The organism is Pseudoxanthomonas sp. (assembly GCF_002863005.1).
In the GTDB taxonomy this organism is placed as follows: domain Bacteria; phylum Pseudomonadota; class Gammaproteobacteria; order Xanthomonadales; family Xanthomonadaceae; genus Pseudoxanthomonas_A.
The window spans coordinates 16,488-40,786 of record NZ_PKDG01000025.1 but is presented as its reverse complement, the minus strand read 5'-3'; the positions used below and the strand labels follow the sequence as shown (position 1 = coordinate 40,786).

Annotated in this window: 22 protein-coding genes and 1 pseudogene; 10 read left to right on the top strand and 13 right to left on the bottom strand. The window is 68.4% G+C overall.

Annotated features, from left to right (window positions below; genetic code table 11):
• Positions 1-10: 10 nt before the first annotated feature.
• The gene (locus tag CYU89_RS12090) at positions 11-331 is read left to right on the top strand and encodes a DUF1820 family protein (RefSeq protein WP_296281333.1); all 321 of its coding nucleotides are present in this window, start codon (positions 11-13) and stop codon (positions 329-331) included.
• A gap of 83 nt (positions 332-414) precedes the next feature.
• Positions 415-1,671 carry a cation:proton antiporter gene (locus CYU89_RS12085; protein ID WP_296281332.1) on the top strand — a complete coding sequence of 419 codons (1,257 nt, stop codon included), beginning with the start codon at positions 415-417 and terminating at the stop codon, positions 1,669-1,671.
• 34 nt (positions 1,672-1,705) lie between these two features.
• Here CYU89_RS12085 and CYU89_RS12080 read toward each other — a convergent pair.
• From CYU89_RS12080 to gpmI, 3 genes and pseudogenes are all read right to left on the bottom strand, one after another.
• Positions 1,706-3,043, bottom strand: a pseudogene (locus CYU89_RS12080) (S41 family peptidase); the annotation flags it as partial.
• A 116-nt stretch (positions 3,044-3,159) separates the two neighbouring features.
• Positions 3,160-4,419: a peptidoglycan DD-metalloendopeptidase family protein gene (locus CYU89_RS12075; protein WP_296281331.1), complete on the bottom strand. Its 1,260-nt coding sequence runs from the start codon at positions 4,417-4,419 to the stop codon at positions 3,160-3,162.
• On the bottom strand, positions 4,419-5,966 hold the full coding sequence (gene gpmI, locus CYU89_RS12070; protein ID WP_296281330.1) for a 2,3-bisphosphoglycerate-independent phosphoglycerate mutase: 1,548 nt from the start codon (positions 5,964-5,966) through the stop codon (positions 4,419-4,421). The genes CYU89_RS12075 and gpmI overlap by 1 nt, the downstream gene beginning before the upstream one ends.
• 139 nt (positions 5,967-6,105) lie before the next feature.
• On the opposite strand from gpmI, the gene CYU89_RS12065 reads away from it, so the two are divergent.
• The 3 genes from CYU89_RS12065 to CYU89_RS12055 all read left to right on the top strand — a co-directional run bounded on the left by CYU89_RS12065 (position 6,106) and on the right by CYU89_RS12055 (position 9,239).
• Positions 6,106-6,765 (top strand): hypothetical protein, encoded by a 660-nt coding sequence (locus tag CYU89_RS12065; RefSeq protein ID WP_296281412.1) that lies wholly within the window; start codon positions 6,106-6,108, stop codon positions 6,763-6,765.
• An 80-nt stretch (positions 6,766-6,845) separates the two neighbouring features.
• A complete protein-coding gene (locus CYU89_RS12060; protein WP_296281329.1) occupies positions 6,846-8,549 on the top strand; it encodes a M28 family metallopeptidase in 1,704 nt (567 codons plus the stop codon).
• 297 nt (positions 8,550-8,846) lie between these two features.
• Positions 8,847-9,239 carry an MAPEG family protein gene (locus CYU89_RS12055; protein WP_296281328.1) on the top strand — a complete coding sequence of 131 codons (393 nt, stop codon included), beginning with the start codon at positions 8,847-8,849 and terminating at the stop codon, positions 9,237-9,239.
• On the opposite strand, the gene CYU89_RS12050 is transcribed toward CYU89_RS12055, so the two are convergent.
• The 3 genes from CYU89_RS12050 to CYU89_RS12040 form a co-directional block, all read right to left on the bottom strand.
• A complete protein-coding gene (locus CYU89_RS12050) occupies positions 9,208-9,789 on the bottom strand; it encodes a helix-turn-helix transcriptional regulator (protein WP_296281327.1) in 582 nt (193 codons plus the stop codon). The two genes, CYU89_RS12055 and CYU89_RS12050, sit on opposite strands and share 32 nt — an antisense overlap.
• Positions 9,773-10,552, bottom strand: coding sequence for a cytochrome b/b6 domain-containing protein (locus tag CYU89_RS12045; protein ID WP_296281324.1), 780 nt, complete (start codon positions 10,550-10,552; stop codon positions 9,773-9,775). The genes CYU89_RS12050 and CYU89_RS12045 overlap by 17 nt, the downstream gene beginning before the upstream one ends.
• 99 nt (positions 10,553-10,651) lie before the next feature.
• Positions 10,652-11,380, bottom strand: coding sequence for a pseudouridine synthase (locus CYU89_RS12040; RefSeq protein WP_296281322.1), 729 nt, complete (start codon positions 11,378-11,380; stop codon positions 10,652-10,654).
• Between the two features lie 82 nt (positions 11,381-11,462).
• Between CYU89_RS12040 and CYU89_RS12035 the strand changes: the two genes are divergently transcribed.
• Positions 11,463-14,249, top strand: coding sequence for a pitrilysin family protein (locus CYU89_RS12035; RefSeq protein ID WP_296281320.1), 2,787 nt, complete (start codon positions 11,463-11,465; stop codon positions 14,247-14,249).
• 765 nt (positions 14,250-15,014) lie between these two features.
• On the opposite strand, the gene CYU89_RS12030 is transcribed toward CYU89_RS12035, so the two are convergent.
• Positions 15,015-15,854 (bottom strand): endonuclease/exonuclease/phosphatase family protein, encoded by an 840-nt coding sequence (locus CYU89_RS12030; RefSeq protein ID WP_296281319.1) that lies wholly within the window; start codon positions 15,852-15,854, stop codon positions 15,015-15,017.
• A gap of 89 nt (positions 15,855-15,943) precedes the next feature.
• Here CYU89_RS12030 and CYU89_RS12025 point away from each other — a divergent pair, with 89 nt between their 5' ends.
• Together CYU89_RS12025 and CYU89_RS12020 are read left to right on the top strand one after the other, a co-directional pair.
• Positions 15,944-16,783, top strand: coding sequence for a hypothetical protein (locus tag CYU89_RS12025; RefSeq protein ID WP_296281317.1), 840 nt, complete (start codon positions 15,944-15,946; stop codon positions 16,781-16,783).
• Positions 16,780-17,190: a hypothetical protein gene (locus CYU89_RS12020; RefSeq protein WP_296281316.1), complete on the top strand. Its 411-nt coding sequence runs from the start codon at positions 16,780-16,782 to the stop codon at positions 17,188-17,190. The genes CYU89_RS12025 and CYU89_RS12020 overlap by 4 nt, the downstream gene beginning before the upstream one ends.
• Before the next feature lie 21 nt (positions 17,191-17,211).
• Here CYU89_RS12020 and CYU89_RS12015 read toward each other — a convergent pair whose 3' ends face one another.
• On the bottom strand, positions 17,212-17,778 hold the full coding sequence (locus CYU89_RS12015) for a type 1 glutamine amidotransferase domain-containing protein (protein ID WP_296281314.1): 567 nt from the start codon (positions 17,776-17,778) through the stop codon (positions 17,212-17,214).
• A gap of 105 nt (positions 17,779-17,883) precedes the next feature.
• Between CYU89_RS12015 and CYU89_RS12010 the strand changes: the two genes are divergently transcribed.
• The gene (locus CYU89_RS12010; RefSeq protein WP_296281312.1) at positions 17,884-18,303 is read left to right on the top strand and encodes a hypothetical protein; all 420 of its coding nucleotides are present in this window, start codon (positions 17,884-17,886) and stop codon (positions 18,301-18,303) included.
• A 51-nt stretch (positions 18,304-18,354) separates the two neighbouring features.
• Here the strand turns inward: CYU89_RS12010 and ubiB are convergent, their stop codons facing one another.
• The 5 genes from ubiB to oleC form a co-directional block, all read right to left on the bottom strand.
• The gene (ubiB, locus tag CYU89_RS12005) at positions 18,355-20,007 is read right to left on the bottom strand and encodes a ubiquinone biosynthesis regulatory protein kinase UbiB (RefSeq protein WP_296281310.1); all 1,653 of its coding nucleotides are present in this window, start codon (positions 20,005-20,007) and stop codon (positions 18,355-18,357) included.
• Complete coding sequence (locus CYU89_RS12000) at positions 20,004-20,645, bottom strand: SCP2 sterol-binding domain-containing protein (RefSeq protein ID WP_296281308.1); 642 nt, start codon at positions 20,643-20,645, stop codon at positions 20,004-20,006. The genes ubiB and CYU89_RS12000 overlap by 4 nt, the downstream gene beginning before the upstream one ends.
• A 115-nt stretch (positions 20,646-20,760) precedes the next feature.
• The gene (locus CYU89_RS11995) at positions 20,761-20,919 is read right to left on the bottom strand and encodes a DUF1328 domain-containing protein (RefSeq protein ID WP_082563134.1); all 159 of its coding nucleotides are present in this window, start codon (positions 20,917-20,919) and stop codon (positions 20,761-20,763) included.
• Between the two features lie 156 nt (positions 20,920-21,075).
• Positions 21,076-22,077, bottom strand: coding sequence for a 2-alkyl-3-oxoalkanoate reductase (gene oleD, locus CYU89_RS11990; RefSeq protein ID WP_296281304.1), 1,002 nt, complete (start codon positions 22,075-22,077; stop codon positions 21,076-21,078).
• Positions 22,074-23,717: an olefin beta-lactone synthetase gene (oleC, locus tag CYU89_RS11985; RefSeq protein ID WP_296281303.1), complete on the bottom strand. Its 1,644-nt coding sequence runs from the start codon at positions 23,715-23,717 to the stop codon at positions 22,074-22,076. Before oleC ends, oleD begins: the two co-directional genes overlap by 4 nt.
• Positions 23,718-23,809: 92 nt before the next feature.
• On the opposite strand from oleC, the gene CYU89_RS11980 reads away from it, so the two are divergent.
• Positions 23,810-24,190, top strand: a complete 381-nt coding sequence (locus CYU89_RS11980) for a YkgJ family cysteine cluster protein (RefSeq protein ID WP_296281301.1) — start codon at positions 23,810-23,812, stop codon at positions 24,188-24,190.
• The last annotated feature ends 109 nt before the right edge of the window (positions 24,191-24,299 follow it).

Sequence of the window (24,299 nt, the reverse complement as noted above, 5' to 3'; positions counted from 1 at the left end):
TAATCCCCGCATGAAGAACGCGCTCTACAAGATCACCTTTCACAACCACACCAAGGTCTACGAGCTGTACGCGCGCCGTGTCGCCGCCAGCGCCCTGTGGGGCTTCACCGAAGTCGCCGACCTGGTGTTCGATCTCCACGAAGGGTTGGTGGTCGATCCCACCGAAGAGCGGTTGCGCGACGAATTCGGCGCGACCAAGGTGTTGCACCTGCCCATGCAGAGCATCATCCGCGTGGAGGAAGTGGAGCGGAAAGGCCAGTCCGCGATCCGCGATGCCACCACCGGCGAGAAGGTGGTGACGCCGTTCCCGCTGCCCGCCAAGCCGCGCTGAGCCGCACGGGGTGTTCCTGGCCCGTTGTCCGTGACCCTATGATGCGTCGCTGACCGGTCCGCAATCCGGCAACGCAGGCGACGATGTCCACACCCCAACTGTCGGTCTACTTTTTCCTCCAGGTCGGGGTGATCATCCTGGCGTGCCGGGCAGCGGGCGCGCTGGCGCGACGCATCGGCCAACCCCAGGTGGTCGGGGAAATGATCGCGGGGGTGGCACTGGGACCCTCCCTGTTCGGCGCGCTTGCCCCGGGCATGCAGGGCGCGCTGTTCCCGGCGGCCTCGCTGGACATGCTGTATGTCGGCGGGCAGGTGGGAGTGGGGCTCTACATGTTCCTGGTCGGCACGGAGTTCAACGTGGCCCACCTGCAGGCGCGCTACCGCAGCGCCCTGGCGGTGTCGTGGGCCGGCATCGCCGTGCCGTTCGCTCTGGCCTTCGCGCTGGCGCCGTGGCTGCACGAGGTGCCGGGGCTGTTCTCGCCGCAGGCGCGCTTCCTGGAAACCGCGCTGTTCCTGGGCGCCGCCATCGCGATCACCGCTTTCCCGATGCTCGCGCGCATCATCCAGGAGCGCGGCCTGGCGGGCTCGCCGCTGGGCACGCTGGCACTGACGGCCGGCGCCATGGATGACGCGGCGGCCTGGTGCATCCTGGCGGTGGTGCTGGCGAGTTTCGGAGGAAGCTGGGGCCAGGCCTGGATCGCGATCATCGGCGGCATCGTGTATCTCGCGCTGATGCTGTCGGTCGGGCGCCGCTGGCTGCGGCCGCTGGCCAACCGCGTGCCGCTCGACGGGCCGTTGCCTGCACAGACCTTCGCGGTAGTGATGGCGCTGTTCTTCTTCTGCGCGTGGGCGATGGATGCCATCGGGCTGCATGCGGTGTTCGGCGGCTTCGTGCTCGGCATCTGCCTGCCCCGCGGCGCGCTGACCGACCGCCTGCGTGCGACGCTGCAGACGGTCGTCGTCGTGCTGTTGCTGCCGCTGTTCTTCACCTACTCGGGACTGAAGACGCAGCTGTCGCTCGTCTTCGATGCGGCGATGCTGCTGCCGGCGATCGCGATCCTGCTGGCGTCGTTCGGTGGCAAGGCCGTCGCGTGCTGGGCCGCGGCAAGGCTGGCGGGCGAAACCTCGCGCGATGCGATGGCGATCGGTGCATTGATGAATGCGCGCGGCCTGATGGAGCTCATCATCATCAACATCGGCTTGCAGGCGGGGCTCATCGGCCCGAGCCTGTTCTCGATCCTGGTGGTGATGGCCATCCTGACCACGCTGATGGCGACGCCGCTGTTCAACCGCATCATGCGCAGTGCGAGCGCCGCGGAGGCGGAGCCGAGCGCCCGGTGACGGGCGCGCGCCGTCAGCGCCGCGAGGTACTGCCCGCGCTGTCCGCTTTCGCGGTCGCGGCAACCTTCTTCAGCTCCGCCAACGCGGCCTGGATCGGCGCTTCGCCATCCAGCACATCGCCGGGCGTGTAACCGGCGGCACCTTCTTCATCGCCGCGCAGGTGGCCCGGCAGCGTGGCTTCGGTGATGTACAGCTGGCCATCCTGGCCCAGGACAGCGGCGCCTGGCTTGCCGCCCTGCTCGGGCTTTACGACCAAGTCCGGCACGATGCCGCTGGCCTGGATCGACTTGCCGCTGGGCGTGTAATAGCGCGCCGTGGTCAGCTTGACCGAATCGCCGTTGTCCAGCGGCAGCACGGTCTGCACCGATCCCTTGCCGAAGGTGCGGCTGCCCACCACGCGCGCACGGTTGTTGTCGCGCAGTGCACCGGCCAGTACTTCCGATGCGCTGGCCGAGCCGGCATCGACCAGCACCACGACCGGTGCGCCGTTCAGGCGGTCGCCGGGCGTGGCATCGAACTTGGAGTCGCTGATCGACATGCGTCCGCGCGTGCTGACGATGTTGCCCTTGTCGAGCAGATCGTCCGCCACCTGCACGGCGGCGAGCAGGAGGCCGCCGGGATTGCTGCGCAGGTCCAGCACCAGCCCGCGCAGCTTGCCGTTCTGCTGCAGCCTGTCGATCTGCTTCTGGAAGTCGGCCGCGGTATCGGTCTGGAACGCGCTGATGCGCAGGTAGCCATAGCCCGGTTCCAGCAGGCGGCTGCGTACGCTGGTCACACGGATGGTGTCGCGCACCAGGGTGACGTCGAAGGGTTTGGGGGTACCGTCGCGCACGATGGTCAGTACGATCTTGCTGCCCGGCGCACCACGCAGCGGCTCCATGCCGTCGTCGGCGCTGATCGGCTTGCCGTCGATGGCGGTGATGAGGTCGCCCGACTTGATGCCCGCCTTCGCCGCCGGCGTGTCGTCGATGGGCGACACCACCAGCAGGGTACGGTCAGGCTGCTGCATCAGTTCGACGCCGATGCCTTCGTAGGCACCGTTGGCCTGTTCGTCGAAGGCTTCGGAGTCGGCCTTGTCGAAATACGTGCTGTGGGGATCCAGGTCCAGCAGCAGGCCGCGGATCGCGGACTGCATCAGCTTCTTGTCCTCGACCGGCTCCACGTACGCTTCCTTGACCGCGTTGAACACGGCCACGTAGCGGCGGATTTCCTCCAGCGGCACCTTCGCCGGCGCGGTCTCCGCCGCGTCGGGGTCGTCGCTGGGCGCGACCACCGGCGGCGTCTCCGGCAGCGGCGCCTGCTGCTGTGCCCATGCCGGCGTGGCGGCGAGCAGGGCGACGGTCAGGATGGCCAGGGGAAAACGCTGCGTCATGCGGACACTCCGGGTGAGGCTTGCGAGGACGTCGCGGCGCGGCGCGACGTTCGCCGGATTATGCGTGAACCCGCGCGGCGCGGATGTTCAAGCGGAGTTACGGGCGCCAGCACCGTTCATCGCCGCTGCAGCCACGAGGCCGGATCGACCGGCTGTCCGTTCCGGCGCAGCTCGAAATACAGGGCAGCCTGCCCTTGTCCGCCCGATGTGCCGACGCGCGCGACGGCCTCGCCACGCTTCACCTGCACGCCACTGTCCTTCAGCAGGCTGTCGTTGTGCGCATACAGGCTCATGTAGCCGTTGCCATGGTCGAGGATCAGGATCAGGCCATAGCCGGTCATCCACTCTGAGAAGACCACCGTGCCGTCGGCCACGGCCGTGACCGTGGTGCCGGCGGGCGCACCGATCAGCACGCCGGTGCTGGCGCGGCCGTCCGGCAGGCGACCGCCGTAGCGCGCCAGCAGGCTGCCCGACACCGGCCAGCCGAGTCCGCCGACCTTCAGTGGCGGCGCAGACGCTACGGCCGGGCGCGGGGGGGCGTTGTCGCGCGATGGGCGCGCACCGGTGCTGGCCGGGTCACGCTTCTTCGCCGCCGCGGCCTGGGCCGCGGCGCGGCGTGCGGCGGCACGGCGTTCGGCGTCGGCGCGGGCGGCCGCCGCACGCAGGTTTTTCAGCAGTGTCTCGAGCGAGCGTGCGTCCTGGCCGAGCGCTTTCTCCTTGGCGGCGCGATCCTGGTAACGCTCGTCGAGGTCGGCGACGAGGAGGGCGCGCGTCCTGCGGTCCTTTTCCAGCTGCGTCACCTGCTGGCGTTGCCGTGCGCGCGCGGCGTCCAGGTCCGCGCGACGGGCGACGATGTCGCGCTCCACCTCGTCCAGGGCGGCCAGCTCGGTGTTGAGCGACGCGATGCGGTTCGCCTGGTCGCGTTGCACATAGCGATGGTAGGCCAGCAGGCGATGGGCGTCGGCCACGCGATCCTGCGACAGCAGGACCTTCAGCGGCGCGTCGTCGCCCCGCTGGTAGGCTGCGCGCACCAGGGCAGCCAGCTGCGCACGTTGCGCGGCCTGCTGGGCGCGCATGGCATCGCGCTTTCGCTGCAGCTCCTCCAGCGCCGCAGCCTCGCGGCGCAACGCCGCTTCGGTATCGGACAGCGAGCGCGTGGTGCGCCCGACCTGCTCGTCGGCATCGCGCAGCTGGCGCGACGCCGTCCCGCGCTCGCCCTCCAGCTTGCGGCGCTCCTGCGCGATCGACTTCAGTTCGCTGCGCACGCGCTGCAGCTTCTGCTCGGCCTCGCGGGACGTCTGCGCAGGTGCGACCGCGACGACCGAGAGCGCGGCCAGCACGATCGCGAAGCCTGCGGCGCGCGTGCGGTGCGGCATCAGGGGTCGATCAGGCTGCGGCCGCTCATGTCGGCCGGCTGCGGCAGGCCGAGCAGGTCGAGCAGCGTGGGCGCTACATCGCGGAGCGCACCGCCGCTGCGCAACGTCGCCGCGCGCTCGCCCACATAAACCAGCGGGACAGGACCCACGGTGTGCGCCGTGTGCGGCTGGCCGGTGTCAGGGTCGCGCATCATTTCCAGATTGCCGTGGTCCGCAGTGATGATGAGTGCGCCACCCGCGGCGCGCACCGCGGCATCGACCTCGCCGATCGCCTTGTCCACCGCCTGCGCGGCGAGGATCGCCGCCTGCAGGTCGCCGCTGTGGCCGACCATGTCGGGGTTGGCGATGTTGCAGACGATCGCGTCGAACCGGCCCGACCCGATCGCCGCCACCAGCTTCTCGGTCAGCTCGGGGCAGCTCATTTCCGGCTGCAGGTCGTAGGTCGCGACCTTCGGGCTCGGCACCAGGATGCGCTCCTCGCCGGCGAACACGTCCTCGCGGCCGCCGCTGAAGAAGAACGTCACGTGCGCGTACTTCTCGGTCTCGGCGATGCGCAGCTGGGTGAGGCCGTGTTCGGCCAGCAGCTCGCCGAAGGTCTCGCGCAGGTCGTCCGGCGCGAACGCCACCGGCGCCGGCAGCTTGGCGTCGTATTCGGTCAGGCAGACGTAACGCGCCAGCGCCGGCACGCGCCGCTCGAAGCCGTCGAACGCCGGCGACACGAACGCCGCGGTCAGCTGGCGCGCGCGGTCGGCGCGGAAATTCATGAACACCACCGCATCGCCATCGGCCATCGGCGTTGCGCCGTCGATGACGGTGGGCAACACGAACTCGTCGTTCTCGCCGCGCGCATACGCGGCTTCCAGCGCGGCGACGCCACTGGCGGCATGGTGCTCGCTCTTCGCCTCGACCATCGCATCCCACGCCAGCCGCACGCGGTCCCAGCGCTTGTCGCGGTCCATCGCGTAGTAGCGCCCGCTGACCGAGGCGACGTGCGCGTTGCCGAGCGTCGCGCATCGATCCTGCAGCGCACGCAGGCTGGGCTCGGCCGACTTGGGCGGCGTATCGCGGCCGTCGAGGAAGGCGTGGACCGCGACGCGCGGAACGCCCTGGCGCTTGGCGAGGTCGAGCATCGCGAAGATGTGCAGCTCGTGGCTGTGCACGCCACCCGGCGACAGCAGGCCGAACACGTGCAGGGTCCTGCCGTCGGCCTTGGCCGCGTCGCACGCGGCGACCAGCTCGGCGTTGGCGAAGAAGCTGCCGTCTTCGATCGCGGCGTCGATGCGGGTCAGGTCCTGGTAGACGATGCGGCCTGCGCCCAGGTTCATGTGGCCCACTTCCGAATTGCCCATCTGACCGTCCGGCAGGCCGACATGGCGGCCTTCGGTATGTATCAACGTGTGCGGCGCGGTCGCCAGCAGGCGGCGCCAGTTCGGCAGATCGGCCTGCGCCAGCGCGTTGTCGGCGGGATCTTCACGGTGCCCCCAGCCATCCAGGATCAACAGCACGACAGGCTTGGGGCGCTTCACGGACGGGGCAGATGCGGACACGGGCGAGATTCCAGTGACTTCAGGCAGGTGACGATTGTAGCGAAGCATGGTGCCATCCACTCCGGCACGGCGGTGTTTAAACCCTCCGTCACGCCGGTGCATCAGACCGATACGAGACCACCCAAGAGGCAACCCCATGATCCGTCCCCGCACCGCCCTGCTGCTGACCCTGGCCCTGGCCGCCACGCCCGCGTTGGCGCAGCAGGAAATCTCCAAGGTCAACGGCAGCATCACCGCCGACGCCGGCCAGACCTACGGCGACCTGGACACCGTCAACGGCAGCATCCGCATCGGCGAAGGCGCCACCACCGAAGACGCCAGCACCGTCAACGGCAGCATCAACATCGGCGACAAGGCCGTGGCCGAATCGCTGGAGACCGTCAACGGCTCGATCCGCGCGGGCAAGGACGTCAACGTCCGCAAGGACGTCGAAACGGTCAACGGCAGCATCTTCATCGATCGCGGCGGCGTGGTCGGTGGCGACATCGAAACCGTCAACGGCGCCATCGGCATCGTCAGCACGCAGGTCGGCGGCGAGATCACGACGGTGCGCGGCGACATCACCGTCGGCGTCGGTTCGAAGGTCCGCGGCGGCCTGCGCGTGCAGAAGTCCACGGGCTTCTTCAACACCGACAACAAGAAGCCGCCGCGCATCGTGATCGGCCCCAACGCCGAGGTGACCGGCCCGCTGGTGTTCGAGCGTCCGGTCGTGCTGTACGTGCACACCAGCGCCAAGATCGGCCCGGTGACCGGCGCCACCGCCAAACCGTTCAGCACCGACACCGCACCTACCGAGTAACCCCGCGCACGGGCGGTCCGGCACGGGTCCGGGCCGCCCATTGTGGCTAGAATCGGGATTCCGTTCGTTGAGGAATCCCGATGCCCCGCAAGTTGATGCTGGTGCTTGCCGCCACCGCCGCCCTGGCCGCGTGCAAGCAGGAACCCGAGGCGCCCGCCGCAGCGCCCGAAGCCGCCACGCCGCCCGCCGCGGCGCACACCTTCACCGCCGACATCACCGAGGCCGACTTCGCCGACATGGTGAAGACGCTGTCGTCCGACGCATTCGAGGGCCGCGCGCCCGGCTCGGCCGGCGAAGAGAAGACCGCCGCCTACCTCGAGACGCAGATGAAGCGCATCGGCCTGCAGCCGGGCAACAACGGCAGCTACTTCCAGGACGTGCCGATGGTGGAGACCACCGCGGACGAATCCGCCACCACGCTGAAGCTGACCACGGCCAAGGGCGCGCGCGACCTGACGTTCGGCACCGACTATGTCATCGGCACCCGCACCGGCCAGACCGACGTCAAGCTGGATGCCAGCGAGCTGGTGTTCGTGGGCTACGGCGTGGATGCGCCGGAGCAGCAGTGGAACGACTACGCCGGCCAGGACTGGACCGGCAAGACCGTGGTGATGTTCGTCAACGATCCCGGCTTCCATGGCAAGGACGAGACGCTGTTCGGCGGCAACCGCATGACCTACTACGGCCGCTGGACGTACAAGTTCGAGGAAGCCGCGCGCAAGGGCGCCGCCGCCGCGCTGATCGTGCACGACACCGCCGGCGCCAGCTACGGCTGGGACGTGGTGAAGAACTCCTGGGCCGGCCCGCAGTACGACCTGCCGGCGAAGGACGATCCGGAAAAGCGCATCCCGCTGCAGGGCTGGCTGAGTGCCGACGCCGCGAAGCAGCTGTTCGCCGATGCCGGCCTGGACCTGGACGCGGCTTATGCGAACGCCGGCAAGCGCGGCTTCAAGCCGGTGCCGCTGAAGGCGCAGGTGTCCGCGACGCTGAAGAGCAGCATCACCGAGAAGACCTCGCGTAACGTCATCGGCGTGCTGCCGGGCGCCAGCAAGCCCGACGAAGCCGTGCTGTACATGGCCCACTGGGACCACCTGGGCAAGCATGAAGGCGAAGAGGGCGACAACATCTACAACGGTGCGGTCGACAACGCGACCGGCGTGGCCGGCATCCTGGAGATCGCCGAGGCGTTCGCCCACCAGGACCCGAAGCCGGCGCGCTCGGTGGTGTTCGTGGCGGTGACGCTGGAGGAGTCCGGCCTGCTGGGTTCCAAGTACTACGTCGCGCACCCGACCTTCCCGCTCGACAAGATCGCGGGCGTCATCAACCTCGACGCGATGAGCGTGGGCGGCAAGTCGCGCGACTTCGTCGTCACGGGCAAGGGCAACTCGCAGCTGGAAGACATGCTGAAGGTGTACGCCGACCAGCAGGGGCGCGTGCTGGCCGAGGAAGGCAATCCGGCGGGTGGCTACTACTTCCGCAGCGACCACTTCAACTTCGCCAAGGCTGGCGTGCCGGCGCTGTACGCCAAGGGCGGCAACGACCTGCTGGAAGGCGGCGTAGACGCCGGCAAGGCGGCGAGCGAGGAGTACGCCAAGCGTTACCACCAGCCGAGTGACGAAATGCACGCGGGATGGAAGCTGGACGGCGTCGTGCAGGACCTGCAGGCGCTGTACGGCGTTGGCAAGGACCTGGCCGTCGCCGGCACCTGGCCGAACTGGTACGAAGGCAATCCTTTCAAGGCCGCGCGCGACAGGATGATGAAGGCCGAACCGGCGAAGCAGTGAGCCTCGCTGCAGTCGGACACACACGAAAACGGCGCCGCAAGGCGCCGTTTTCTTTGGTTCCCGGCCCTGCGATCGACTGGCCCTTTCTCCTGTGGGAGCGACGTAAGTCGCGATGAGGCGTTAACGGTGGCCCATCGCGACTTACGTCGCTCCCACAACAGTTTGCCTCGCGCCCGATCCCATTCCATCGCGTTCCCTCACCCCGGCCCTCTCCCCCCGGCCACGGAGGAGAGAAGCAGAAGCATGGACGCCCCACTGCCGTACCCACTACCCTGCGCCATCCTCGGAGGAAACATCATGTCCATCGCTTACTGGTGCATCCTGGTCACCGCCCTGCTGCCGTACCTGTGGGTCTTCATCGCCAAGCGCTCGGGCGAGCGCTACAACAACCGCAATCCGCGCGCATGGGTCGCCAAGCAGGAAGGCAACTACAAGGTGCAGCGCGCCAACGCGGCGCACCTCAACGGCTTCGAAGCGTTCCCCGCCTTCGTCGCCGGCGTGCTGATGGCGCAGCTGGCCGGCGTACCGGCGGACACGATTTCGCCGCTGGCCATCGGCTTCGTCATCGCGCGCGTGCTTCATGGCGTGTTCTACCTCTCCGACAAGCACACGCTGCGCAGCCTGTCGTGGCTGGTGGGCATGCTGTGCGCCGTGGGGCTCATGGTGCTGGCGGCACTGCGGGTCGGCTGATTCCTGCATCTGTGGCGCCACGCGGCACCAGCAGATCCTCGAGGAAGAACGCAGCGAGTTCCGAACGTCCCGCCAGCCCGGCCTTGGCGTAGATCGACGCCGACTGCGCGCGCACCGTTTTCTCGTGGGTGCCGCGCAGCTCCGCGATTTCGCGCAGTCCCAGCCCCTTCAGCAGCAGGAAGGCGACTTCTTTCTCGGCGGGCGACAGGCGCCATCCATCCAGCTGCAGATCGATGGAGCGCGACAGTCCTTCCACATGCCGTCGCGCCTGCTGCCGCCACGCGTCGGCCTGTGCGCGTACCTGGCTGAGATCTTCCGCCTGCCGGACCAGGCGACGGCGCAGGCGCAGCGCGCTGCGCAGCAAGTGCATGGCGCCCAGCAGGGCCAGCCCGGCGGCGAGGATCTCCAGTGCCACATGCCAGGCGGACGCGCCCTGCCGCAGATCGCCCACGACATCCGTGACCACCAGCAGCGCGATCAGCAGCAGGACGCCTGCAATGACGCTGCGTTCGCTGCCCCGCAGGGGGCGATGCTCAACCGTGGGAGACATGCTCGGTCTGCTCCCCGCGCGCATGCGCGTCCTGGTCGGCCTGCTCGTCGTGGTCCCCGCTCCGTTGTCCGGTGTCTTCGTCGGCCTCACGAAGCATCAGCGTCTGGCCGAAGAGCGTGACGCGGCCACGGTTGGCATCGTAGCGACTCGCGACACCTGCGCCCACCGCCACCAGCACCGCCACGAACGCGACCGCCACCCCCGCGTGCGGACGCACATCGGTCTCTCCGGCGGGAATGCCGCGCTTGCGCCCCGTCACCATGCTCAGCGGAAGTGCGTCGCGGTGTCGCAGTACGTGCACCAGCACGCCGGCCACATGCAACAACACCACGGCCAGGAAAGCGTTGGCGAGCACCTCGTGAACTTCCTCCACGGCGTGCGGCGCGCGCCCCGCGACCATCGTCAGTCCGGTGGCCGCCAGCCCCAGCCCCAGCCCCATCATCGCCAGCGCAGCCCAGCTGGAGGCAGGGTTGTGTCCCGCCCATGCCCGTGTCCGCCCAAACAGCACGCCCTGTAGATAGCGTCCCAACGCGGCGGGGCCCAGACTGAAGTCCGACAGTCGCGCATGCCGTGTTCCCACCACGCCCCACAGCAGGCGCAGCAGTACCGCCGTCCCCAGCAGACCACCGGCCAGCATGTGCAGCACGAACCGCGGCGACTCGTCATCGACCGTACTGCCGATGGCGTACGCGGCGGCGAACAAGCCCGCGAAGGTCCAGTGGAAGACCCGCGTGGGCAGGTCGTAGATGCGGGGAGAGGACATGGCGGCGCGCTCCGGGGAAAGGAGCCCCACCTTCGCGACACCGTGCTGCGGCGTCATCGGGCAAATGCCGCATCCCTTCCGCATCAAGGCGTTACGGAATCAGCGCAGGTCCTCTTCCCACCCGAACAGGGCGAACGCCTTGCGGAACTCCGCATCCAGCGGCGCCACCGCCTCGATGCGCGCGCCGGTCAACGGATGCGCGAACGACAACCGCACCGCGTGCAGCAGCATGCGGTGCACGCCCTGCATGCGGAAGTTGCGGTTGTGGCGGCCATCGCCGTGGCTGGTATCGCCGATGAGGTGATGGAACGCGTGCTTCAGGTGCCGGCGGATCTGGCGGAAGCGGCCGGTCTCCGGCTGGCAGCGCAACAACGCATAGCGCGAGGTCTCGAAGCCGACGGACGGCAGCGGCAGCTCGCCCGTGGCCAGGCGCACGAAGCGCGTCACCGACGGCTTCTTCTCAGGCTTGCCCGGGCCGCCATCCAGCGGATGGTCGACGGTGAAATCCGGCTCCGGCCAGCCGCGGCACACGGCCAGGTAATCCTTCTCGACCTCGCGCGACATCAGCACCTTGCCGAGCGTCGAGGCACTCTCGCGGTCGAACGCCACCAGCAGGCAGCCGCTGGTCGCGCGATCGAGCCGATGGATCAGGAAGATCGGCTTGCCGAACTGCGCGCGCAGTCGGTCGGCGACGAAGTCCGTCTCGCCGCCGGCGAGCTTGCTGTCGTGCGCCATCACGCCCGCGGGCTTGTTGACCACTGCGATCTGCGCATCCGCATACAGCACGGGCACTGCGCCATCGTCCGATTTCGTCTCACCGTAATCCATGAATCTGCGTGCCTTCCAAATCTGCGAAACTCGGGGTTCGCCGCACGCGATGGACGCACGCGGCCCTGAAGGAGGATTGAGGATGAAGTCACCCCGTTTCATTGTCGCACTCGGCCTGGCCGTGACGCTCGCGCTGGGCCAGCCGGCCTGGGCCGATGCCGCCGCCGCGCTGCCGAAGGGCGTCGCCGCCGGCCCCAGCATCGAGGGCATAAGCGAGTACACGCTGTCGAACGGCCTGCGCGTGCTGCTGTTTCCCGATGCCACCAAGCCCACCGTGACCGTGAACCTGGTCTACGGCGTGGGTTCGGTGCACGAGAACTACGGCGAGACCGGCATGGCCCATTTGCTGGAGCACCTGCTGTTCAAGGGCACGCCCACGCAGGCTGACATCAGCGGCGAGATGAAGAAGCGGGGCATCGACTTCAACGCCACCACCGGCCTGGACCGCACCAACTACTTCGCCTCCTTCCCGGCCAACACCGACACCCTGGAGTGGGTGTTGAAGATGGAAGCCGACCGCATGGTCAATTCGAACGTCGCCAGGAAGGACCTCGACAGCGAGATGACCGTGGTCCGCAACGAGCTGGAAGCCGGCGAGAACAATCCCGCCGCGGTGCTGTTCCAGCGCATCCGCTCCACCGCCTTCCTGTGGCACAACTACGGCAACACGACCATCGGCGCGCGCAGCGACGTGGAAGGCGTGCCGATCGACAAGCTGCAGGCGTTCTACCGCCAGTGGTACCAGCCGGACAACGCCACCCTGGTGGTCGCTGGCCGCATCGACAGCGCCGACGTGCTCGCACGCGTGGCGCGCCATTTCGGTCCGGTGAAAAAGCCTGCGCGCGTGCTGCCGCGCTTCTACACCGTCGAACCCGCGCAGGACGGCGAGCGCGAAGTCACCGTGCGCCGCGTCGGCAACCTGAAACTGGTCGCCGCGTCCTACCACACGCCCGCGCTCGCGCATCCGGACAGCGCTCCGCTGACCGTGCTGGCCAACGTGCTGGGCCACACGCCGGGCGGACGCCTGCACAAGACCCTGGTCGAAGCCAAGCTGGCCGCGGCCGCCGGTGCCAATGGCGAGTCCATGCGCGACCCGGGCCTGCTGACCGCCATCGCCGTGTTACCCAACGACGGCGATGCGGCCAAGGCGGAAGCCGAACTGCTGAAGCAGGTCGAACAACTCGCGGCACGCCCGATCACCCAGCAGGAAGTCGATGAAGCCAAACAGCGCATCGCCAACGCGTACGAGCTGTACTTCACCGACGTCAATGCCGTGGGCATGGGCCTGTCCGAGTTCCAGTCCGCCGGCGACTGGCGCCTGCTGTTCACCAGCCGCGATGCGGTGGAAAAGGTCACCGTGGCCGACGTCAACCGCGTCGCCGCTGCCTACCTGAAATCCAGCAACCGCACGCTGGGCCGCTTCGTTCCCACGCCCACGCCGGATCGCGTGGAGATCCCGGCTGCACCGGCGGTGGCCACCCTGGTGGACGGCTACACCGGACGCGCCGCGGTAAGTGCCGGCGAAGTGTTCGATCCCTCGCCGAAGAACATCGATGCGCGCACGCAGACCTTCACCCTCGGCAGCGGCCTGAAGGTGTCGCTGCTGCCGAAGAAGACCCGCGGCGGCACCGTCATCGTCGATGCGAACTTCCGCTTCGCCGACGAGGCTGCCCTGAAGGGTCGCGAAGGCGCCGCCGGCATCGCCGGCGCCATGCTGATGCGTGGCAGCAAGACGATGACGCGCGAGCAGATCGACCAGCGCCTGGAACAGCTGAAGACGCAGGGCAGCGTGGGCGGCAGCCTGCAGGGCGCGAGCATCGGCCTGCAGACGCGGCGCGAGCACCTGGCCGATGCCCTGGCATTGGTCGCCGACGTGTTGCGCAACCCGGCCTTTCCGGAGAGCGAGTTCGAACAGCTGCGTACGCAGGCCCTCACCGGCATGGAAGCCTCGCGCTTCGAGCCCGGCGCCATCGTCGGTCGCGCACTGGGGGAATACTTCGACCCCTGGCCGGCCGGCCATCCGCTGCATGCGCGCACGCTGGACGAATCGCTGGCCGAGCTGAAGGCGCTGAAGCTCGACGACGTCCGCGCGTTCCATCGCGATTTCTACGGTACGTCCAACGGTGAGATCGCCATCGTCGGCGACTTCGACCCGGCTGCCGTGCGCGCGCAGCTGGAACAGCTTTTCGCGGGCTGGACCTCGGGCAAGCCCTACGCCCCGATCGCCACGCAGTACACCGACGTGGCGGCGAAGCAGGCGCGCTTCGAAACGCCGGACAAGCCCAACGCGGTGCTGCTGGCCCGCCACAATCTGCCGCTGAAGGTGACCGATGCCGACTACCCGGCACTGGTGGTCGCCAACCGCATCTTCGGTGGCGGCGCGCTGAAGTCTCGCCTGGGCGACCGCATCCGCCAGCAGGAAGGCCTGAGCTACGGCGTGTCCAGCGGCGTGCGCGCCGATGACAGCCCGAGCGGCAAGGACGACGCCGGCAGCCTGAGCATCCAGGCCATCGCCGCGCCGGAGAACATGGCGAAGGTGGAAGCGCTGGTGCGCGAAGAGCTGGCCAAGCTGGTCAAGGACGGCATCACCGCCGAGGAACTGAAGGACGCCGTGGCCGGCACGCTGACCGAGCGCCAGCAGGCGCGCGCCGAAGACGGGACTGTCGCCGGCATGCTGGCCGACCAGCTGTTCTATGGCCGCACGATGCAGTTCACCGCCGATCTGGACGCGAAGTACGCGGCGCTGACGGTGGACCAGGTCAATGCCGCCATCCGCAAGCACTTCAAGCCAGAGGCGCTGAGCGTATTCCTGGCGGGCGACTTCGCCCGGAAGGCGGCGGCAACCCCCGCGGCGGCACCCACGAAGTAAATCGCATCAAGTGACACGGAACGGCCCCGCAAGGGGCCGTTTTCGTTTTCACGCTCGCAGAAGATCCTTTCCCGCAGATGTTCCCCTCTCCCCTGCAGATGTTCTCCTCTCCCCGCGCGCGGGGAGAGGGTGCCGAAGGCGGGTGAGGGGCGAACGGAGAGGCGACGTACACCGCGCCCGTACTGTCGCCAGAGGCGGCCGCGACGACACATCCCGCGTGACCGACCATCGCGCCCGCCCCTCATCCGCCCTCCGGGCACCTTCTCCCCGCAGGCGGGGCGAAGGGAAAAGCCGTCATCGCGCGCCAGAACGTCGCGAGACCTGGCGAGCCCCCTCCGCCCCCCCATTAACCCTTACACCGGCCTCGGAGCCCGGCGATGGGGCCCGGAGCTCGATCAATGGAGCTCTGCGCTTCGTCTGCCTCACATCGAGCTCCAGGCGCGGAGCTCGGAATGTGATCGATGGAGCTCGGGAGCTCGATCTCTCTCACGTCGAGCTCCATCCACGAAGCTCTGAACGCCATCGGTGGAGCTCGGAATGCGATGGGGATGACTTTCGGAGTTCCGTCGATGGTGCTCGGAAGCTCCATCTGTCTCACATTGAGCCCCATCAACGAAGCTCGGAAAGCCATCGATGGGACTCGGGAGCTCGATCTCTCCCGCATCGAGCTCCAGCCGCGAAGCTCGGAAAGCCATCGACGGGATTCAGCGCTCCATTTGTCTCACATCGAGCTTCACCGGCGCGGTGTCGCCAGGCAGCCCAGGCTTAAGGCAAGCGCAGCGTCACCACCACCGGGAAGTGATCGGACGGATAGCGCTGGTTCCAGCGTGTCGTCACCGAGGCGACCGATTCCAGCTGCACGCCCCGGACGAAGATCCAGTCGATGCGGCGGTCCGGGTTGCCGGTGAACGCGTGGAACGTGGCGTCGCTGCCCTCGACGCGCGGCGCTGTCGTCCATGCATCCTGCAACGTGCGGGCGAGCACCGCATGCGCCTCGCTGTCCGGCGTGGTGTTGAAATCGCCGGTCAGCACCACCGGCACGTTCGCGGGCAGTGTGGCGATGCGCTGCGCGATGGCGCTCGCGCCCTTCACCCGCGCTGCTTCGTCCTGCTCGCGGTACGGCAGGTGGGTGTTGAAGAAGTAGAAGCGCTTGCCGTCGCTGCGCTGCTCGAACAGCGCCCACGTCACCATGCGCGGATAGAGATGGTTCCACGTGATGCTGCCCGGCACGTCGGGCGTGTCGGACAGCCAGAAGTCACCGGATTCGACGACCTTCAGCCGGTCCTTCCGGTAGAACACGCCCATGTGCTCGCCGGCGCCATCGGCGTTGCGGCCGCGGCCGAACCAGGCGTATTGCGGCAACTCGCTCGCCAGGTATTCGGCTTGCAGCTTCACCAGCTCCTGCAGGCCGATCACGTCGGGCTGCTGCTCGCGCAACATGCGCACGGCGAGCGGCTTGCGCGTCCCCCAGTAATCCACGCCATCGCTTTCGACGGGCAGGCGGATGTTGAAGCTCATGATGCGGAGCGGCGTCTCGTCCGCGATGGCCGGCATGGCGACGGTGGCCAGGATCATCCCGATCAGTAGTGAACGCAGCAGTGGCATGGTGATCCTCCGGCTCGACTCGCTCCAGTATAAGAACTGCGGTAACGTCGCGCTCCATCGGGGAACCGGGAAGTTCGATCATGCGGGGAATGAAGTGCATTGCCGTCCGTTCCGCCTGGTTGCTGTCTGCTTTCGTCGCCGCGCCGTTCGCACACGCACAGGAGGAGACGCCTGCGCCTGTCGGCGACGCACAGGTCACCAAGGCGCTGCTCGATGCGGAAGCCGCCGGGCGGGCGATCTACCTGCATGACCAAGCGGCAGCGGTCGCTTCCGATGCCGTAACCGGAATCGAGTCGTTCCGGGAAGACGGAAAGCGGGGACGATTGGGAGGCTGGATCACCGAACAGCGCGAGGAAGGCATCGTGGTGACCTTCGTCAGTAGCGAGCCGGTACCTCGCTCAAGATACCGGGCTACGGTATCGGCTGGCGGCCGCGTCGTGGGAGACGCCGTTGCGCTCGCCGAGCCCGCCGCACTGACGGAGTACGAACTGCGCGCCGCGCATGCGCGCACGACGGCGTCTACGGCGACGTTCGAGCCCTGCTCGCGGACGTACAACACGGTCGTGCTTCCAGCTGCCAACGACGCGAGCGGCTGGAATGTCTATCTGCTGCCTGGGACGACACAACACGGCGTGGTCCCGATCGGCGGCAGCTATCGCGTTGATATCGATGCGTCGGGAGAGAACATCATCAAGCAGCGGCCCTTCACGCGGACCTGCATCGCACTGGAGCGCCCGCCCGAGGACAAAGCCAGAGAGACAGTCGCCCTGGTGATCACGCACTTGCTGGATCCCACGCCCACGGAAGTGCACGTGTTCTGGAGCCTGTGGGCACGAACACCGCTTTATGTAGCCACGTCCGAGGGCAACTGGCTGATCGAGGCGGGCAGCATCTCATTGGTGAGTCGCCGCGAGGCATCGACGAAATGAAGAAGACCATCCCTTCCGCAACGTTCATTGCCTTGGTGCTGATGCATGCGACGGGAGCGGCTTCGGTGCCTGCGCCACCACCACCGGTCATGAGCGAGCAAGCGGCTGCGGCATGCGCTCTCGCGCGATTGAAGCCCTTTGTGGGCCCTTATGGCATACAGCAGCGCTGGCCGGTCATGACAGCGCTGCCGCAGGGTCGCCGGCACGCCGCTGGGGTCATGCTGTCCGACACCGGGCCGGTGGCGGATGGATACCAGCACTTCCTGCATGTCGACGTTCAGACGAATGCCGTCTACATCGTGCAACAGGGCGGCTTCGCTGGCACGACCAAGGTCTACGGCCCGCTGCCGTTGCCGTACTGCAAACCCGGTCCCGCGCCGACCAGTAAACCCGCCTCGCCGCACTGACTGGCGAGGCGTCCCGCCGGATCAGGCCGATCGTCGCTGTCCGCTGTGCTGGCCTTCGGCGATCTCCTCCACCAGCTTGGCGCAGAACGCAGGCAGGTCCTTCGGCGTACGGCTGGTGACCAGGCCCTTGTCGACAATGACCTCATCGTCCTTCCAGTTCGCGCCCGCATTCTCCAGGTCCTTGCGGATGTTCGGCACCGACGTGACGGTGCGACCCTTCAGCACGTCCGCGTTGGCGAGCACCCAGGGACCGTGGCAGATCGCGCCCACCGGCTTGCCCGCCTCGAAGAAGTCACGGGTGAATGCCAGCGCCTGGTCGTTCACGCGCAGGGCATCGGGATTGAACAGGCCACCTGGAATGACCAGGGCGTCGTAATCCTTCGCGCTCACCTCGGACAGGACGTGATCGACCGGTACCTGGTCGCCCTTGTCGAAGTGCTTGAAACCCTGGATGCGCCCGCTTTCCAGCGAGACGATGTCGACCTGGGCCTGGTGTTCCTTCAGGGCCCGCATCGGTTCGGTCAGCTCGGACTGCTCGAAGCCGTCGGTAGCGAGGATGGCGATGCGTTTGCCGGTCAGGTGGCTCATGGGGAGAACTCCCGTGCGAATGAAGCATCACCCTATCGCGCGCCGCGCGCACGCCACGCGAAGGAATCGTTGCGCCCGCGTCAACGCGGCAGCCGCCATGCTTCAATGGGGCCTGTCCCCCTCGAACGCGTCAGCATGCAGAACCGCGTGATCGTCGTGTTGCGCAGCGTCGCCGCGCTGGTGCTCGCCTTCCTCGCCATTCCGCTGGTGAACGTGGCCGGCGGCGAACTCGCCGCGCTGTTGGGCCTGCCGCGCGGGGGCGATGCGCGGCTGGCGTACGACCTGCTGTGGGTGTGCCTGGCCGGCGTGGCGGGCAGCGCGCTGATGGTCGGCATCGCCGCGGTAGCGAAGACCGCGCATGCGTGGGCGCTGTTCGCGTTGTACCTGGCGCTGGATGTCTACGCGACGGGAATGGCGTGGGATGACTTCCCACGCTGGTTCACTCTCGCCTGTCTGCTGACACTGCCCGTGCAGGTGTGGCTGGGCTGGTGGCTGGTGGTTGGGCGACGAGTGAGGAGCAAGTAAGGGCGTCGAAGCGTTCGCTCACTGCTCACGTCTCTTTCTTCATTCCTCGCTTCACCGCCTGGGCCACGCCGCCAGCAGGGCCCACAGGCCGCCGATGCCGGCGATCCATGCGGAGGCGGGCACCGACAGGATGCTGGGGCCGCCTGCTTCCAGGCCATAGAGCACGGCCGCCACGATCAGCAGGCCGACACCGAGGATGGCGGCGACCACGCGGCGCTGCATGCCCTTCATGGTCTGCGCGAGGTCGGTGAGGTCCTTCGAGCGCAGCGACAGTTCATGGCGGCCGTCCACCTGCTGGCTCAGCCAGGCGTGCACCAGGCGCGGCATGTCCGGTGCGTGCGTCATGATTTCCGGCAACCGCTTGCGGAATTCCTGCGCGGCGCGCTGCGGGCTGTAGCGTTCCAGGAGGATGCGCTCGAGCACCGGCTTGGCCACGGCCCAGATGTCGATCTGCGGGTCCAGCTGGCGGCCCACGCCCTCGATGTTGAGCAGCGTTTTCTGCAGCAGGATCAACTGCGGCTGCAGCGTCAGCTCGTAGCGCTGCGCGGTGCGGAACAGCTTGGCCAGCACCTCGGCAAGCGAGATCTCGCTGAGCGGGCGGGTGAAATACGGTTCGCAGACGGCGCGCGCGGCGGCTTCCAGTTCGTCGATGCGGATGTGCGACGGCATCCAGCCGGCCTGCACGTGCAGCTCGGCGATGCGGCGGTAGTCGCGGTTGAAGATGGCCATGAAGTTCTCGGCGAGCCAGTACTGGTCGTCGCGCGAAAGCTGGCCCATGATCCCGAAATCCAGCGCGATGAAGCGCGGATCGGTCCTGCGTTCCGGGTCCACCCAGATGTTGCCGGCATGCGCATCGGCATGGAAGAAATTGTCGCGGAACACCTGCTGGTAGAACACGCGCACGCCCTTGGCCGCCAGCGCGCGGCGATCGATGCCGGCGGCGTCCAGCGCGACGATGTCGTCGGACGGAATGCCGCGCACGCGTTCCATGGTCATGGCGCGCTCGGCGGTGTGCGACCAGATCACCTCGGGCACGTAGAGGTCCGGCGACTCGGACCAGGTGCGCCGCAACAGGCTGGCATTGCCGGCCTCGCGCTGCAGGTCGAGTTCGGCCGCCAGCGTGTTCTCGATCTCGGCGACGATCTCGCGCGGGCGAATCTTGTCGGCGTTCGGATGGGCGCGCTCGACGATGGCGGCGACGCTTTCCAGCAACGCGATGTCGCCGGCGATCTGCTTGCGGATGTCGGGCCGCAGCACCTTCACCACCACCTCGCGCCCGCCGGGCAGCGTGGCCGCGTGTACCTGCGCGATCGAGGCGGACGCCAGCGGCGTCGTGTCGAAGTGCTCGAACGCCTCGTGGATGGGCCGGCCCAGTTCCTCTTCGACCAGCGCGCGTGCGCGATCGCCGTCGAAGGGCGCGACACGGTCCTGCAGCAGGGTCAGCTCTTCGGCGATGTCGGGCGGGATCAGGTCGCGGCGGGTGGACAGGATCTGGCCGAACTTGACGAAGATCGGGCCGAGTTCCTGCAGCGCCAGCCGCAGGCGCGCGCCGCGTGCCTGCGCCGCTATTTCGGCCGATGCCCGCGGGACGAACGGGCGCGCCAGGCGGAGCCAGGGCTCGACCGGGGTACCGTCGAGCAGGTCGTCGAGGCGATAGCGCAGCATTACCCGACCGATGCGGCTGGCCCGCAGCACGGACTTCATGCGCGATGCTCCACGCGCGCCGCCAGGCGGCCGACGCGGACCGCCAGGCGCTCGACATCGTCGCGGATCGCATCGACGTCGTCATGGAAGGCATTGAGTTCCTCGCGGCCGACCACGTCGCGCGATTCCTCGGTGACATAGTCGGCGGCGCTCTCGGCCAGGTTGGCGGAGGCCGTGCGCACCTGCTGCAGGCCGGCGCGGACCGCGTTCGCCAACTGCACGCCGATGACATCGCCGAACACACGGGTGAACGGCAGCGACCAGTCGGGGTCGAAACGGGTAGCCAACGTCTGCAGCCGGCGCGCGAGGTCGGCATCGCCCGATACCTTGACCTTGCCGACAGGCGTGGCGTGGTCGCGGCGGAAGAAAGGCAATTGGCCCAGCAAGCCACCCAGCGTGCTCTGCACGGTCAGGTCGGCTTCGAGGACTTCACTGGCAGGTCCCACCTGCAGCAGACCGCCACCGACGGTGATGTCCATCGCGAGCGGCGGGGTATCGACGCTCAGCTGGATACGGCGACCTTCCAGCGGAAGCAGCGCCGCGGACATGTCGGGATCCAGCGCCAGCGCCTGGTTCAGCGCGGTTTCCAGCGCCCGACCGGCGAGGGGTTTCAGAACATCGAACGGAGACAGGTCCATGCCGTCATTCTAGCGGCAAACCCTGTACGCCCCGCCCGCCCGTCCGCCTGCTTCATGCAGGCTCGGGGCGGGCTCGACGGCATCATGCCGTCCCGGCGGAGAGAGACGGTATGCGTCAGACGCGCTTGCCGCGCAGCAGCGAGATGATCGCCAGGATCACGAAGACAACGAACAGCACCCACGCGATGTTGGTGGCGGCGCCGGCGATGCCGCTGAAACCCAGCACGGCGGCGATGAGCGCGATGACGAAAAAGATGATGGCGTAGCGCAGCATGGAAACTCCCTTTGGCATCTGGCCAGTGGTACAGCCGGTAGTGGCGTGCGCCATGCTGGTATGCCGGGAGTCATCGCCGCGTGAGTGTCCGGAGCGCCGATATGGACGGGCTTCAGCGTCGTGATTCGGACGTGAAGGAGAGCGTGCGGTGCGGTCTCAGACCGGATGTTCGCGCAGCCAGGCCCGCAGGCGCGCGAACCCTTCCTCCATCGACACGCGCGGTACGTAGCCGAAGTCGCGGCGCGCGGGCGCCATGTCGTACCAGTGCGCGGTACTCAGCTGCTCGGCGAGGAAGCGCGTCATGGGCGGCTCGCCCTTCAACGGCAGCACCGTCCACAGCGTCTCGCACACCGCGCCCACGCGGTAGGCGGCCTTGAACGACAGGTGCTTGTCCACGCGCGGCGCGCCGGCCGTTTCCAGCAGCGCGTTGAGCAGCTTGCGCATCGGCCAGGGCTCGCCGTTGGAGATGAAGTACGCCTTCCCTGCGCAGGCGGCGCCGGGCGCGAGATGGTCGAAGGCATCGAAATGCGCCTGTGCGGCGTTGTCGATGTAGGTGGTGTCGACGTGGTTCTCGCCGCTGCCGACGATGCGCAGGCGGCCGGCGCGCGCGCGCGATACCAGCCGAGGGAGGATCTGATGATCGCCCGGGCCCCAGATCAGGCGCGGGCGCAGCGCGACCGTCGCCAGCGCAGCATCGTTGGCGGCGAGCACGGCCTTCTCGGCGACCGTCTTCGTCGTCGCGTACGGCGCCTTGAAGCCTTCGCCGTACGGCACGTCGTCAGCCGTGCCACCTTCGACCGGATGCGTGGCGCGGTGGGTCACGCTGGGCGTGGAGGTATAGACCAGCCGGCCGATGCCGTGCGCGCGGCAGGCATCGAGCACGTTCTGCGTGCCGAGCACGTTGGCGTCGTGGTAGCTGCGATAGCTCCCCCACGCACCGGCCTTGGCGGCGTTGTGGAAGACCGCATCGACGCCATCGGCAGCGTGCCGCACCGCGTGCGCATCGGCGAGATCGCCCTGCACCTGGCCCACGCCGAGTTCGCGCAGCACCGGGTAGTAGCCGCGATTGAGGCTGATGACCTCGTGCCCGCGCTCGACCAGGCCATGGCACAGCGCCTGACCGAGGAATCCACCGCCGCCGGTGACGAGGATCTTCATGCGTGTTGCTCCTGTTGCGTGGCGGCCCACACGGCCAGCGTCTCGCGGCCGATCTTGGCGTTGTGGCGGATGTCGACGGGAAAGCCCGGGTGCGGCAGGAACACGCCGATGCGTGCGGTATGCGGAAGGCGCGCGCCGATCTCGCGCAGTTCGGCTTCGATGCGCTCGCGATCGGCGACCACGCCGGGCATCAGCTCGTAGCACAGCACCGGCCGCTGCCGGCCCGCCTCGCCCACGCCGACCAGCGCGGTGCGCCGCACGTGCGGATGCGTGTTGAACACGGGTTCGACCTGCTCGGTGTAGAGCGGGCCGTCGACGGTCTCCACGCGCTGCGTCTTGCGCCCGCAGAACCACAGCCGGCCTTCGCCATCGAACCAGCCCACGTCGCCCATGCGATGCACGATGCGCTCGCCGCCGTCGGGCAGCGCTTCGCGGATCTTGGCGATCCGCGTGGCCGCGTCGCGGCGGAAATAGGTATCCGTGGCGGTGGGGCCGGCGACGGTGATTTCGCCGACCTCGCCATCGGGCACGACGACGACGTCGCGCCAGTCGGCGATCGGCGCATCGACGATGCGGATGATGCGGACCTCGTTCGGCGGCACGGCGCGACCGACGCAGGTGCCGGCACCGGCTTCGGTCGACGCGCGCGTGGATTCCAGTTCGCGGCCTTCGATGACGGCAACGGGCAGGCACTCGGTCGCGCCGTACGGCGTCCAGAACTGCGCACCCTCGGGGAGCAACGTGCGGATCTTCGCCACGGTATCGGGCGGCACCGGCGCACCGGCGGACGTCACGCGCTGCACGGTGGGCAGCGGTGCGCCGTGGTCGGCGAGCACCTTCATCAACGCCGGCGAGCCGAACAGCTGGGTGACGCCGAAGCGCGCGATGGCCGCGTGCAGCTTGTTCGGGTCGGCACTCGCGGGCCGGGTGGGATCCATGTCGGGGATCACCGAGGTCAGCCCCAGCGCAGGATCGAACAGCGCGAACGGCGGGAAGGTCGGCAGGTCCACGCCGCCGGGCTGCATGCCGAACGCATTGCGCAGCAGTTCGATCTGGGCGACGAAATGGCGGTGACGGTAGACCACGCCCTTCGGCACGCCGGTGGAGCCGCTGGTGAACAGGATGCCGGCGACATCGTCGGGCGAGGTGTCCGCGAGTTGCGGGCCCGCGCCGCTGCCGCGCGCTTCGATCTTCGCCAGCGTGGTGCCGCCCCAGGCCCAACGCGTGCCGACGGTGACGATCTTCTTCGCCGATCTCGCCCAGCCCAGCACGCGGCGCGCGACCTGGGCCAGCGGGATGCCGATGAAGGCCTCGGGCTCGGCTTCGTCCAGGCATTGCTTCAGCGCGCGGCGGTCGATGCCGGGGTCCACCAGCACCGGCACGGCGCCGGCCTTGAACAGCGCGAACATCAGCAGGAAGAACTCCGGCGTGGGCCTCACCATCACCACGGTGCGGCTGCCTCGGCCGATGCCGTACGCGCCCAGGCCGGCGGCGATGGCGTCGCTGCGGGCATCAAGCTGCGCGTAGGTGAGCTCGCGGGTGTAGCGGCCAGCGCCATCGGGGCAGCGCATGGCCACGCGGTCGGGCTGCTCGCGGGCCAGCCGGGGCAGGCTGGCGGCGATGTTGCACGGATCGGTCATTCGGGCATTGTCGCCGCTGGGCGGTACTTGCGTCAGCCCGCGGCGTTGGCAGAATGCGCGTCCCGCCCGCGCCCTGACGCCCGCCCACGCCGATGCACCCATGCCTGACCTGCGGCGCCTGCTGCGCCCACTTCCGCGTGAGCTTCCACTGGAGCGAGGCGGACCCCGACCAGGGCGGCGTGGTGCCGATCGAACTGACCGAGCCGCTGCGCGTGCACGAGCGGGTGATGCGCGGCACGTCGCAGAAAGAGCCGCGCTGCGTGGCGCTGGACGCTGACATCGGCCGCTACAGCCGCTGCACGATCCACGACCGGCGCCCGTCGGTCTGCGCATTGGTGCCCGCCTCGCTGGAGTTCGGCGAGCGCAGCGCGCAATGCGACAAGGCGCGGCTGGCGCATGGGTTGCCGTTGCTGGTGGAGGCGGACTGGGCGGGCGTGGTGAACGCCGAGAAGAACCCGCTGCCGGAGTTCTGACCCTTCTCCCCTTGCGGGAGAAGGTGGCGCGCAGCGCCGGAAGAGGGGACGCGAGCGCAGCGAGCGCTTGGCAGCCCGCAATCAGAGGCAAAAGCGCCCCTCATCCGCC